This window comes from Paenibacillus sp. oral taxon 786 str. D14, from assembly GCF_000159955.1.
Classification (GTDB): Bacteria; Bacillota; Bacilli; order Paenibacillales; family Paenibacillaceae; genus Fontibacillus; species Fontibacillus phoenicis.
Genome location: NZ_GG695980.1, coordinates 66,927 through 79,319, shown reverse-complemented (window position 1 = coordinate 79,319; position 12,393 = coordinate 66,927). Strand labels below are relative to the sequence as shown.

The 12,393-nt window shown below is 47.8% G+C and carries 11 protein-coding genes and 3 pseudogenes; 9 read left to right on the top strand and 5 right to left on the bottom strand.

What is annotated here, in order from left to right:
• A pseudogene (locus tag POTG_RS23915) lies at positions 1 to 1,017 on the top strand (glycoside hydrolase family 2 TIM barrel-domain containing protein).
• A gap of 471 nt (positions 1,018 to 1,488) precedes the next feature.
• Here the strand turns inward: POTG_RS23915 and POTG_RS14030 are convergent.
• Positions 1,489 to 2,400: a transposase gene (locus POTG_RS14030; protein ID WP_036645483.1), complete on the bottom strand. Its 912-nt coding sequence runs from the start codon at positions 2,398 to 2,400 to the stop codon at positions 1,489 to 1,491.
• A gap of 384 nt (positions 2,401 to 2,784) precedes the next feature.
• Here POTG_RS14030 and POTG_RS14025 point away from each other — a divergent pair, with 384 nt between their 5' ends.
• The 3 genes and pseudogenes from POTG_RS14025 to POTG_RS14015 all read left to right on the top strand — a co-directional run bounded on the left by POTG_RS14025 (position 2,785) and on the right by POTG_RS14015 (position 3,991).
• Positions 2,785 to 3,219, top strand: a complete 435-nt coding sequence (locus tag POTG_RS14025) for a MarR family winged helix-turn-helix transcriptional regulator (RefSeq protein ID WP_379401793.1) — start codon at positions 2,785 to 2,787, stop codon at positions 3,217 to 3,219.
• An 18-nt stretch (positions 3,220 to 3,237) separates the two neighbouring features.
• Positions 3,238 to 3,576, top strand: a pseudogene (locus POTG_RS14020) (MFS transporter); the annotation flags it as partial.
• A 31-nt stretch (positions 3,577 to 3,607) separates the two neighbouring features.
• Positions 3,608 to 3,991, top strand: coding sequence for a DUF488 domain-containing protein (locus POTG_RS14015; protein WP_009225488.1), 384 nt, complete (start codon positions 3,608 to 3,610; stop codon positions 3,989 to 3,991).
• A gap of 86 nt (positions 3,992 to 4,077) precedes the next feature.
• On the opposite strand, the gene POTG_RS14010 is transcribed toward POTG_RS14015, so the two are convergent.
• Positions 4,078 to 4,620 (bottom strand): flavin reductase family protein, encoded by a 543-nt coding sequence (locus POTG_RS14010; protein ID WP_036645480.1) that lies wholly within the window; start codon positions 4,618 to 4,620, stop codon positions 4,078 to 4,080.
• Between the two features lie 206 nt (positions 4,621 to 4,826).
• Positions 4,827 to 5,219, bottom strand: coding sequence for an SOS response-associated peptidase (locus POTG_RS14005; protein WP_009225486.1), 393 nt, complete (start codon positions 5,217 to 5,219; stop codon positions 4,827 to 4,829).
• Positions 5,220 to 5,257: 38 nt separating this feature from the next.
• Here POTG_RS14005 and POTG_RS25405 point away from each other — a divergent pair.
• Both POTG_RS25405 and POTG_RS24875 read left to right on the top strand, forming a co-directional pair.
• A pseudogene (locus tag POTG_RS25405) lies at positions 5,258 to 6,370 on the top strand (IS110 family transposase); the annotation flags it as partial.
• 270 nt (positions 6,371 to 6,640) lie between these two features.
• A complete protein-coding gene (locus POTG_RS24875; protein ID WP_009225484.1) occupies positions 6,641 to 6,949 on the top strand; it encodes a hypothetical protein in 309 nt (102 codons plus the stop codon).
• A 115-nt stretch (positions 6,950 to 7,064) separates the two neighbouring features.
• On the opposite strand, the gene POTG_RS13990 is transcribed toward POTG_RS24875, so the two are convergent.
• Positions 7,065 to 7,952, bottom strand: coding sequence for a helix-turn-helix transcriptional regulator (locus POTG_RS13990; protein ID WP_036645477.1), 888 nt, complete (start codon positions 7,950 to 7,952; stop codon positions 7,065 to 7,067).
• 131 nt (positions 7,953 to 8,083) lie between these two features.
• Here POTG_RS13990 and POTG_RS13985 point away from each other — a divergent pair, with 131 nt between their 5' ends.
• The gene (locus POTG_RS13985) at positions 8,084 to 8,914 is read left to right on the top strand and encodes a phytanoyl-CoA dioxygenase family protein (RefSeq protein ID WP_009225482.1); all 831 of its coding nucleotides are present in this window, start codon (positions 8,084 to 8,086) and stop codon (positions 8,912 to 8,914) included.
• A 199-nt stretch (positions 8,915 to 9,113) separates the two neighbouring features.
• Positions 9,114 to 10,211: a glycoside hydrolase family 117 protein gene (locus tag POTG_RS13980; RefSeq protein WP_143811925.1), complete on the top strand. Its 1,098-nt coding sequence runs from the start codon at positions 9,114 to 9,116 to the stop codon at positions 10,209 to 10,211.
• A 96-nt stretch (positions 10,212 to 10,307) separates the two neighbouring features.
• Here POTG_RS13980 and POTG_RS13975 read toward each other — a convergent pair whose 3' ends face one another.
• Positions 10,308 to 11,111, bottom strand: a complete 804-nt coding sequence (locus POTG_RS13975; RefSeq protein ID WP_260842983.1) for an IclR family transcriptional regulator — start codon at positions 11,109 to 11,111, stop codon at positions 10,308 to 10,310.
• 175 nt (positions 11,112 to 11,286) lie between these two features.
• Between POTG_RS13975 and POTG_RS13970 the strand changes: the two genes are divergently transcribed.
• Entirely contained in the window at positions 11,287 to 12,390 is a 1,104-nt protein-coding gene (locus tag POTG_RS13970; RefSeq protein ID WP_036645474.1) for a mandelate racemase/muconate lactonizing enzyme family protein, read from the top strand.
• Positions 12,391 to 12,393 lie beyond the last annotated feature (3 nt).

Sequence of the window (12,393 nt, the reverse complement as noted above, 5' to 3'; positions counted from 1 at the left end):
TTGCTGCCTTCCGACCTATCCGAAGGCAAGCTGCGGTCAGAGATCGAAACGACGGGCAGCCTGACGGTGCAAGCGGAATTGCGGGATCCGGCGGGTAAGCTGATCGGACGTCATGAGGCACAAATCGACGGCAAAGAGGCGATTGAGCTGGACGTGCCGCAGCCTCAATTGTGGAATGCTGAGCAACCCCGGTTGTATGAGCTGATTCTGACAGCGGGTCAAGAAGTGCTGCGTTTTCGGGTTGGCTTCAAAAAGGTGGAGATCACAGATGGCATCTTCCGCATCAACGGCCGCGCCGTGAAGCTGAAGGGAGTGAACCGCCACGATTCCCATCCGGAGCTGGGGCAGACCATTCCGGTGAACCATATGATTGCAGACCTGAAGCTCATGAAGCGGCATAACATTAACACGATCCGGACCTCGCATTATCCGAATGACCCGAAGTTTCTTGATCTATGTGATGAATTCGGGGTTTACGTCATTGATGAGCGGATCTGGAGTGCCATGGTGTGACCAGAACCGGTGAACTCGAAGCAGGGGCTTTCCATAAGTTGTCGAACAATCCGGATTGGAAAGAAGCGTTCGTGGAACGGGCGGTTCGCATGGTCGAACGGGATAAAAAACCATGCCTCCGTCATCATCTGGTCCATGGGCAATGAATCCGGATACGGGGATAACCATATCGTCATGGCGGAATGGACAAAAGCGCGGGACGCCTCACGTTTAGTGCATTACGAAGGAGCGGATCCCCGGTATTACAGCAATTCGGACACGTCCTGCCTGGATTTGGACAGCCGCATGTACCCTTCAGTGAAGGAGATCGAGCGGTATGCCCTCGATGAGAACAGCACCAAACCGTTGTTCCTTTGCGAATATAGCCATGCGATGGGTAACGTTATTTTGAGCGGCGCCGGCTCCGGCTCCTGCGGCCCGCAGCTCGCAGAGCCTTACCGTTTTGCCGAGGAGTCGTTCGATTTTGAGCTAACCATCCAGCCGATATTTAAGGAAGAAGAATAGAGATAGCGTATAGTTGGTGTAAATAACCGTTCCCTGGCCAAGCGGCTGGGTGAGCGGTTATTTCTTGCTGCGGGGGAGGAGGAAGAGTTGGTCTATCCGATCCCCCTTTTTGAAGGATTATCCCGTTGCATCAGGTGGTGAATAAAGAGAAGGAGTAACCGTAAGTAAAATTAAAAAAAGAAAAAGCAAAGAAGAGTAAGATGCCCCAAAGTTAAAATTTAAAAGGAGTAGATATAAAGAAGTAGGTATATAGAAAAGGAGTAGATATTGATATTGGTATTTTTGTATATAAAAACATGGATCTAAAAGTAGATTTCGATATAGATCATAATATATATGAAAAATATATATTAAAGTAAATATTTAGAAATGGTTAATCAGATATAGATTCGAGTGCAAATCTGCATGCTGAATTATGGATTCTCCCGATGCCTGTTGTGCCGAGAGATTAAGCAGCCGTTGCAAGATGGATTAAGCTGCGGTTGCAATGGACGGATGGTTCCGATGATGTGCGATTAACTGGCGGTAAGGGATGGCGGGAATGGACAAGCACATTTGCAGCAGGTTTTGGCGCATCTCTTCCTCGGAACAAGTCATGCGCAGGTAACGGCGGACGGTGTACTCATTCAAATACGCCTGCAAATGCGTTGTTCCCAAGGCGACATACGTGCGTCGGATTGAGTCTCTTGCTTGTCTCACGACTCTCCGCAAGGGCAGATACATCCGATAAGCGAAAGGAAACCACCGCTTGGTTGAGGTATGTTGTCCATCGACATACTTGTTGATGAATGCCTCAAGATCGCTCCGGTCAGCCTGTTGCTCGCCCCCTCTTTTATGCGGAATCAGTTGAATCTTCACTCGCTCGGGCTCGCCAGTCTCCGTGACCGTGCAGCCGGTGACGACGGCAGTGGCATAAGGCTGAAAAGCTGGATGAAAGCGTTTGGGATCCGTCCCATACTGATCGCGGCTCACCTTTACTTCTCCAGAGAGCAAAACCTTCGCCTCACATTCGCCAAGGGTATGACGGATTTTGTGCAGCATGAGCCAAGCGGTCTTGTAGGTCACTTGGATTACCTGACTCAACCGCAGCGCCGAGATGCCATCCGGAAGCAGAAACAGTTCCAGTGCTTGGAACCACTTCACCAAAGGCAAATGGGTTCTTTCAAATATCGTACCCACCAACGGCGAGGCTTGATAGCCGCATTTTCCACATTCAAATAAAGGAATATGTCGAGTGGACAGACGGGTGCAGTCGGTATAAGCACAGCGCGGGCAGACAAAGCCATTTGGCCACTTCATCGCGATGATCGCCTCGATACAGTCGTCTTCGCTTCGAAAACGGCTGCTAAAAGATTGGAGCTCTGAACTCGTACTGATCTCCATGTCCGATCCCTCCACAATCAGAAATGCGCACATTTGTTCTTTTTTATTATTATACCAAACGCATGTTCGTTCATCAAGAAAAATATTCCAACCCCCATCTTTTTCTAAAAGGTCGGATGAAATGATCCCCTATAAATTAAATGAATAAATCCCCAATTACTGAACGAAAGGGATAATGGTGCAAAAGGGGGGCGCAAAGGAAGGGACAGGGTATACAACATTTTTCATTTTGTGTTGCCCAAAAGTATATTTAGACGAAAGCTTGACGCGAAAATTATTAAGGAGTATATTATTAACCGCTAAAATATTTAAGTAGTAAAGTAATTAAATTATGAAATGAATCGAATCGAACGGCTCAAGGCAGGAAGGAGGAGAGACACGTTGGTGAAAAAAGAAGAGCTGTTCGAAGTTACCTCGATGTTTCGAATGCTGTTCAAGGCGATCACCCAGGAGTGGAACAAGCGCGGGGGCGAGTTTAACCTTAGTTTTCCGCAATATAAGATGCTCTACATGCTCAATACTTCCGGGACGCATACCGTATCACAGATTGCAGAGAGCTTGGGGATTACCTCCGCAGCCATCACGGGAATTACGGACCGGCTGGTCACGGAAGGATATGTGAACCGTGAACGCGGGGAGAACGACCGCCGGGTTGTCAACATCTCGATTACCGATCGGGGGAGAGAAATCATGAATCAGATCACCGAGCGGCAGAAGGAGATGCTCGAGGGGATTTTTGATCAGTTGCATGAGGAAGATCTACAGCATTTGCGGCGAATTCTTGGCGTGGTGCTTGCAAATATAGAAAATAAATCATAACGGAGATGGAGAAACTTCATGGAACATTTATCACTTAAACGTAAAGTTTCGATCATGATCGCCATCATGGCCGCGATGTTCTTCGCCGCCATTAACCAGACGATCGTGAGCACAGCCATGCCGCGAATCATTTCGATTCTGGACGGCATGGACTATTATACTTGGACGATTAACATTTACTTGCTGACGTCCACAATTGCTACTGTCTTGGTCGGCAAGTTGTCCGATATGTACGGGCGGAAGCCGTTCCTATTGATTGGGATATTGCTCTTTATGGTGGGCGCATTTATGACGGGGACGTCTTCGAACGTGTTCCAGTTCATCGCCTACCGCGGGATTCAAGGAATCGGTGCCGGTGGCCGTGACGAAGTTCGGCGCCCAGGCAGGCATGCCAACGGTTGACGAAGTGCGGCATGGGCAGATCCGGGTCAAACGGATCTACGAACCACCGGCTCCCGAAGACGGATATCGCATCCTGGTGGATCGTCTGTGGCCGCGCGGGATGAGCAAGGCCGATGCGGCGATTGACGAGTGGATGAAGGGGATCGCCCCGAGCCCGGAGCTGCGCAAGGAATTCGCGCACCGAATGGAACGGTACGCGGAATTTAGCGCCAATTATCTGCGGGAATTGAGTAGCCGCCCGGAATGTGCCGTACTCGCGGACCGGATCCGCGATATCGCACGTGAACGTCCGGTCACCTTGCTGTATGCCGCCAAGGACCCGGTGTATAATCACGCGAACGTGCTGCGGCGTTGGCTGTTAGATGAGTAAAGCAAAAAGCTGCTCCCTCGCTATAGAAGCGAAGAAGCAGCTTTTTTTCGCACGAAAGGAATTGCTGCTAGGCGACCGCCGCGCTGTCAGCTCTCCTGCAAAAACCGTAACCCCTTGTGAACTCCATCCCCGGCATAGATCACCGGATTTAGCTTGTCAATTAGCAAACGTCCCTCCGCGCTCAAATAGTCCTTGGCCACAGAGCGGCTGACGATTCGTCCAAAAATATGGGTCAGGCCCGGGAACTGTTCGCTTTCGACAACTTCAACGACCCGACAAGCGATGGAGATCGGGCATTCCTGGATCGACGGGGCGTGGACATGCTCCGAAGCTACCGGTGTCAAACCGGCTGCGGCGAATTTGCTGCCCTCTGCACCGGAACGGGAACCGCAGTAGTTAATCGACTCCTGCAGGGAGAGATCCGGTAGGTTCACCACGAAGTCGGCTCCCGCTTTGAGATGCTGCGCGGCATAGCCCTTGCTGTTGTAGCCCAGAACAATCAGGTCCTTCAGTGAGTAAGAGGACGAAGACGGCGTCACGTGTGCAACTCCATGTTCATCGTAAAAGCTGGTTAGAATGACCGGAAAACCATAGTACATTTTTTCAAAATTAACCTCGATTTTCTCCATGTTGCATCCTCCTAATCCTATATTTCTTATCAAATCCCTCTCTATTTGAAGATAACGCTGTGAAAAGAGCGACAAGGTGATTCCGGTCACATGCCGATAACGCGGAATGAAGGAGGATGGACAACTTCAAAGCAAACTAAAAAGCTCCTGGACACAATCGTCCAAGAGCTGATTTTGCTTTTTTTTTCGATGTCGACCTTATCCGCTTAACGCTTCACCCAAGCTAACTCCAAATCCATCTCCCGGATGCATTCATCGGAATCGTACCGGTTGTTGTCGATCGGCGGCGTCACGGGGTAGGCCTGCATCTCCTCTGCTGCATGTGGCCGCAGGATCGGGTCCAGCGCGTCGAGATCACTAATTCCTTCATCCAGCCACCGGGTCATGTCCTCGGGGGACAAAATCGCCGGCATCCGGCTCTCAAATTCTCCGATCAGCGGGTTCGCCTCCGTCATGACGAGGGTACAGGTGCGAAGCGGCTCGCCGCGCGTATCCCGCCAAACTTCGTACAGACCAGCGACCCCAAAGATACCGCGGTTTTTGAGCACAACGCGCACGGGATATTCCTTCTTGCCGTCTTCTTCCAATAATAAAGCCATTGCAGGGGATCACGCAACGCTGCGTGCTGATGAGCCGATCGTGGATGAAGGAACTTCAGAGGCAATGTGCCAAAACCGATGTGATCTTCGGCATCGAGCCGACCGGACGCTACTGGTTCCCGCTGGCGGAATTTCTGCAGCATGAAGGCATTAAAGCGATTGTCGTTAATCCCCACCATGTGAATAAGAGCAAAGAGCTTGAGGATAATTCACCGACGAAAAACGATTACAAAGATGCCAAAGTGATCGCGGATTTGATCCGAAACGGAAAGTACACCGAACCGAAATTCCCAAAGAGCGTCTATGCGGACTTACGCATCCTGATGAATCTGAGGGAAAAAGTGATGGTGAATTTCGGGCAAGTCCAAAGGCGGATTCAAAACTGGCTTGACCGCTTCTTTCCGGAATACCAACAGGTGTTTAAAGACTGGGAAGGCAAAGCATCGCTTATCACACTGTCTGAGTTTCCGACGCCACAAGACATCGTATCTCTAGGCGCCTATACGATTCTGAAGCGTTGGAAGCAAGACGTGAAACGTGCTGTAGGGATGAAGAGAGTGGAGCAATTGGTTCAAGCCGCCAAATCCTCCATCGGACTAACCGAAGGTATCGTCGCAGCCAAGATGGAGTTGAAGGCTTTATTGGAGCAATACGAATTATTCGCCCGGCAACTTGAAGACATCATGCAACAGGTGGAACAACTGCTTGGGTAAGTTCCCGGTTCCGAAGAAATGCTGACGGTACCAAGGGTCGGAGTCGTCACGCTGGCCGGATTTATGGCGGAAGTCGGAGATCTACGAGGCTACGATCACGGTCAACAAATCATACGTCTTGCCGGATTCAACCTGAAAGAAAACAGCTCCGGCAAGAGGAAGGGCAAGTCCACAATCACCAAACGTGGACGATCCCGCCTTCGGGCATTGTTGTTCCGGGCGGTACTGCCGATGGTAGCGAAAAACGCTGAGTTTAAAGCATTGCATGAATATTACACAAAACGTGCAAACAATCCATTAAAAAAGAAGCAGTCCATCGTCGCCCTATGTGGAAAACTCATTCGAGTGTTATACACGTTGGGGACAAAACAAATTCGTTACAACCCTATCGATGTTTTGGGGCCGTTACGCCAGTCCCAGCTTCAGATGGCAGCATAATAGAAGGTTCAAACATCAACATAGAAGGTTCAAACATCAACAGTTGCATCACTTAGGTTTTCAATCACGACAACAGAAGCATGGAGTAGCCACAGAAACAATTTCCATAAGGGCAACGACCCAGTAAAGGAGCAAGAAGCGGCGTCCACCCCTTGAGAGGCAGGACGAAGGAATGTGAGGGCTTAGACCCAGTGTGACATGGGAGGGGAGATTAATGAATAAAAAATATTAGCGGTAATAGGGTGTCCGACAGGGATTGCCCACACTTATATGTCGGCTGAAGCTTTAGAGCAATCAGCCAAAGAGATGAATATTTCTTTGAAGGTTGAAAAGTGGGAGGCAATGGGAGTCGAGGGCGGTATTACGGAGGAAGAAATTGAAGCTGCACATGCGATTATTATTGCTGCAGATACGGATGTTCAGGAGGCGCGTTTTGAAGGAAAGCCGATCGTTAAAATTTCCTGTGGCGGAGGCCATTCGGAATCCAAAGGGATTGCTGGAGGAAGCATTGGCGAAGGAAGCGGCACCAAACAAATAGGAGACAAAACAAGAGACACAAACAAGAAAGCCGCAGCGTAACGGGATTTATAAGCACCTGATGACAGGGGTTTCCAATATGCTTCCGCTTGTCGTTGCCGGTGGATTACTCATTATGAATAATATTTCGCTACTGGATTATCATGCATAACAGAGACTATAGCAGCCTGCAGAACTTGCGATATTCGCCTGGAGGCATACCCTCCCATTTGTGGAATATCCGAACGAAGTAATGCACGTCGGAGTAGCCGATCGTATGGCCGATCCATTCGATAGTGCCATCTGTATCGCGGAGCAGGCGCTTCGCCTCAGTATGACGGATCTGCTGGACAAATTTATTTGGGCTGACGCCCATACATTTTTTGAACAGACGTCCCATATAATCCACGTTGATGTTTAGCATGTCCGCCATCTTCTCGTTGGACCATCGATCCCCCACATTCTGCTCAATAGCAGAGGCAAGTTCGGCGATTGCCAGCTGCATGCCTGCACTGGCATTCGCCCGATGCTGGTGATGCCGGAATGTTCTTGACAAATGAGAGAACAGCTGCAGCAGCAGGCCTTGGCAACACATCATGTACCCGGCGGGCCGATGAGTGAATTCATGGATGATGGATTCCAGCACGCTGTATACCTCGGAGGTTGTATGCATGCTGCCGGTGGTCATCCATTCATGGAACTCCGCCATATCCGGCATAGTGCAATAATAATCATCGTCTTCATGATCAACGGAAACAATGATGTCCTCATCCTTAGTGATACGAAGCTCGTCGTAAAAATCGAAGTGAACGCCTAGAAACAGCGCATCCGGATCCGATAGGACCTCTACCCGGTGCTTGAGTTTTGCGGGCAGCAGGAAGAACTGACCAGGTTGAACTAAATACGAAGGCTCCGATTCGATCTGTACCTCGACTTCACCATGTTCCAGCAGCAGGATCTCAAAATCCCGAATACGCCGTTCAATGACGCGTTCCTTGGCTTGTCTATGTTGCTGTGCCCAATGCACAACCGGGTTTAATTGTTTGGCTTGCGATGATGACTGCACTATAATTTCCCTCCTGTTTAATAAGTCGGTAAAGTACAACTATTGACCTCAATAGTTCAATTACAAAGAAGTATGGACATGATAACATAAGGGATATCAAGAGTCAAAAACATTTCGAGGAGTGAATAGGGATGTCGGATTTGAATAATCTACCAGAGCTTTCAAGTGATTATCAGCTTTCCAAGGAGCAAATTCAACAGTTTCAAGAAAAGGGACATATCAAGCTGAATCAGGTAGCTTCGAGCGATGAGGTTGCCGTATACCGTTCTATCATCGGGGAGAAAGTGAAAGAGCTTAATTATCATGATAAGCCGATAGAAGAGCGAGATACTTATGGCAAAGCTTTTATCCAAATATCTAATATTTGGGAAAAATCCGCTGAAATCCAACGCTTCGTATTTGCGCGCCGGTTCGCCAAGATTGCAGCCGAGCTGATGGGGGTAGATGCGGTTCGAATTTATCATGACCAGGCGCTGTTCAAGGAGCCGGGAGGCGGAATCACGCCTTGGCATCAGGACCAAATCTATTGGCCTGTAGATACGGATAACTTCATCACGATGTGGATGCCGTTGGTTCCAGTCTCTGAGGATGTGGGCTCGATGAACTTTGCGAACGGCTCCCATAAATTTGGTTATATTAGCAAGCTGGCTATTTCTGATGAATCACAAAAAACGTTGGGTCAATATATCGAGGCCAAAGGTCTTGAGGTTGAAAATTATGGTGCACTGGCAGCGGGTGACGCAACCTGGCATTACGGCTGGACGCTGCACAGCGCACCTGGCAATCCGACCAACACTATGCGCGAGGTCATGACAGTTATCTATTACGCAGATGGCGCAAAGGTCATTGAGCCGGATACGAATGCCCGCAAGAAAGACCTGCAAAAGTGGCTTCCAGGCCTAGCTCCTGGCGATCTGGCGGCAAGCAAGCTTAATCCTATTGTCTATAAGAAGGATGTATAAGATCACAATTGGCGAACCCCAGTCTGCATGCAGGCTGGGGTTCTTTCTTGAATTGTATTCTTCCACATATTCTTGACCAAAATAGAATAGAGAGTTATAATCTAAATGTCAAACAAAACGAAATGTATTCCGAAATTTATATTTAATTTATAGTAGAATGGTTTTATATCTTATAAAATTCAAGAGAGAGGGTATGGGAATGAAAAAAGAAAGCGCTGCAACAATTCGAGCCAAACAATATACAAAAAATGCTGACTGGTTCTGTGAGTTTAAGTATGAGCCTGTCGAAGGCTTGGGGTATGAAGAGGGAATTCATCGCCGTGATCCGAGTAGTGTAATTAAGGTAGGAGACTTATATTATGTATGGTATACGAAGTCGGTAGGAGAAGCCGTTGGTTTTAACACAGGCGATCCGGATAGTAAGGTGTTCCCGTGGGATCAATCCGATGTGTGGTATGCCACCTCTCCAGATGGCACAACCTGGACTGAACGTGGAATGGCAGTCGGACGGGGGCCGAAGGGGTCCTACGATGACCGAAGTGTGTTCACGCCGGAAATTCTGCATCATGATGGCAAGTTTTATCTTGTGTATCAAGTCATTGAAGGACAATATCTACTTAGAAAGTATGAGAATATTGCAATGGCAGTAGCGGAATCTCCAGAAGGTCCGTGGCGTAAGCTCGATGCTCCTATTCTTCGTCCTGCAATGAACGGCGAATGGTTCGGTGATGATGATAATCGCTTGACGGTGAAGCATAAAGGCGATTTCGACAGTTTGAAGGTGCATGATCCTGTTCTGTTCTATTATAATAATCAGTTCTGGTTGTATTATAAAGGTGAGCAGAAGGGTGAAGAGATGAACTTTGGCGGACGGACAACCAAATGGGGGGTAGCGATCTCAGATCATCCTGAGGGTCCATACGTGAAATCGGAATATAATCCGGTTACCAATAGCGGTCACGAAACCTTGCTTTGGCACTATCGAGGCGGCATGGCTGCACTTCTCTCGACAGATGGCCCGGAGAAAAATACGATTCAATATGCACCTGACGGCATTAACTTCGAAATTGAAGCCGTTATCAAGAATCCACCTGAAGCGGCAGGACCATTTCGGACAGAGGATACAGATCGTAGTCCGTTGGAGGGCATTCGTTGGGGCTTGTGCCATAATGTTCACACGAAATGGAATCATATTCTCAAATTCAGAACGGTTGAGGATTATAAGCATTATTATGCGAACAAGATTAATCCGGAGGTTCTCTGGTTAGGGAAGAAAGCGAAACAAAAGAAGGATTAAGAGGGATGAGCCGAGTTGTCTGCAAGGACGCTCGGCTTCTTGTATGCACACAATAAATAAGGACTCTGGCTCAAGAGCCAACGTCCTTTGTAGAAGTTAGGAAAGGTAGATGGAGCGCATGGAAGGCACGAAACCTAGTCGTTTGGAGATAAGAGAGGACTTCTCCTTGACATACGATTCCAGTTCATCCTGCTTTTCAAATATGCGAGCGGTTGGCCCGGCTACACTGATGGCTGCAATGACCTTGCCTGTATAATTAAAGATGGGTCCAGCGATGGAGCTTAATCCATCATCGTATTCCTCGCGATTGATGGCAATGCCCGATTGTCGGATCTTGCTCAGCTCTTGAAGAAATTGCTGATGGTCTGTTATCGTCGTTGGCGTATATTGCTTGAGCCCTTTTTCGTTGATAATCTTGTCGACAGCCTCAAGCGAGAAGTACGCCATAATGGCTTTCCCGAGACCTGTACAATGAACGGGGTTTCTTGAACCGAGAATCGCATTCATAATGACGGATGCGCTTCCGTCTACTTTATAAATGTAGATTACTTCACCTTCATTATAGACGGCGAGAAACGCAGTTTGGCCTGTTTGCTCAGCCAAGTCCTGTAAATGAGGAATCGCAGCTTCTACCAGATCAATGTTATGAAGTCCTGCCATACCGATTTCTATGGCCTTCAGTCCCACAAAATATTTCTCCGTTGACGGTTCCTGCATCACAAACCCAGCCTTCATAAGTGTCTCCAGTATGCGATGTGTTGTGCTCTTGGGCAACTGAGTCGCTTCCGATAATTCACCGATTCCGGATCCGCCTTTATTTAATGACAGCTGCTCAAGCAGAAATAATGCACGTTCTAACGTAGAATTTGTTTTATTCGCTTCAATTTTCAAAGAAAGCACCTTCTTTCATTTCATCTCTATTCCGTTATTTTAATTAATGTTTTGATATGAGTCAATCTTATTTATAAAATGGTACGTTGTTCTGATTTTATATTGACTAAACGCATTGTGTGTAATAACATTTAATTAATTGGAACGATTGGTTTCTGATCAATGATAATAAAGGGTGAACACAATGGCTAAAAGAAAGAGAATTACTGATATTCAAACCGACTATTTCCTCGTACCTTTGGTGGAGCAACTAGGAGATGCACGACATGGCATTCATTCTCACTTCGAATTGATTACCGTCACGATTGTGTTGGAGAATGGCAGTGAGGGGGTTGGATATACCTATACCGGAGGTGTTGGTGGAAGGGCGATCTGTCAGATGATCGAGCATGATCTGAAGCCATTTTTGCTTGGGAAGGACGCCAGCTGCATCGAGAAGCATTGGGAAGAGATGAATTGGAAGATTCATTATGTCGGTCGTGGAGGAATCGCCTCGTTCGCGATCTCGGCTATCGATATTGCCCTATGGGATCTTCGTGGGAAGAGCAGTGACGAGCCTTTATGGAAACTGCTTGGCGGTCATGCTTCTTCTACAAAAGCCTATGCGGGTGCGATCGATCTAAATTTCACTAAGGATAAGCTGCTGGACAATATTAAGGGTTATTTGGACAAGGGGTTCCAGGCAGTCAAGATCAAGCTGGGTCAAGAACGATTAGTTGAGGATATTGAACGAGTGGCAGCTGTCAGAGAGTTGATTGGACCAGATCGGATATTTATGGTTGACGCTAACATGAAATGGTCAGTCGAGACCTCTATTAAAGCAGCACAACTGTTAGCACCATATAATATCTTTTGGCTGGAAGAGCCGACGATTCCCGATGATTATGATGGGTATCGTCGTATCGGTGCAGAGGGAGGCTTACCTATTGCGGCAGGAGAGAATTTTCATACCGTCTATGAATTTGTAAATATGATTACTCGGGGCAAGATTGATTTCCCTCAGCCGGATGCTTCTAATATTGGTGGTGTTACAGGCTGGTTGAAGATTGCGAATCTGGCATATGCTTATAACTTGCCAGTTTGCACACATGGCATGCAGGAGCTCCATGTCAGTCTGATGTCAGCTATGCCGAATGCTTCTTATCTGGAAGTGCACAGTTTCCCGATCGATCAATATACGAAACGACCGCTTGTCATTCAAGATGGAAGAGCTGTAGCGCCAGATGTACCAGGTACTGGTGTGGAATTCCGATGGGAGCTATTACAGCCTTATAAGCAAATATTTTAATGA

Excerpts from the sequence above, each read along its gene's own strand:
- POTG_RS14030 (WP_036645483.1), bottom strand. The coding sequence starts at position 2,400 with ATGGAGATCAGTACGAGTTCAGAGCTCCAATCTTTTAGCAGCCGTTTT.
- POTG_RS24875 (WP_009225484.1), top strand. The coding sequence starts at position 6,641 with ATGTCGGCTGAAGCTTTAGAGCAATCAGCCAAAGAGATGAATATTTCT.
- POTG_RS14005 (WP_009225486.1), bottom strand. The coding sequence starts at position 5,219 with ATGGCTTTATTATTGGAAGAAGACGGCAAGAAGGAATATCCCGTGCGC.
- POTG_RS13980 (WP_143811925.1), top strand. The coding sequence starts at position 9,114 with ATGAAAAAAGAAAGCGCTGCAACAATTCGAGCCAAACAATATACAAAA.
- POTG_RS14010 (WP_036645480.1), bottom strand. The coding sequence starts at position 4,620 with ATGGAGAAAATCGAGGTTAATTTTGAAAAAATGTACTATGGTTTTCCG.
- POTG_RS13985 (WP_009225482.1), top strand. The coding sequence starts at position 8,084 with ATGTCGGATTTGAATAATCTACCAGAGCTTTCAAGTGATTATCAGCTT.
- POTG_RS13970 (WP_036645474.1), top strand. The coding sequence starts at position 11,287 with ATGGCTAAAAGAAAGAGAATTACTGATATTCAAACCGACTATTTCCTC.
- POTG_RS14015 (WP_009225488.1), top strand. The coding sequence starts at position 3,608 with ATGCCAACGGTTGACGAAGTGCGGCATGGGCAGATCCGGGTCAAACGG.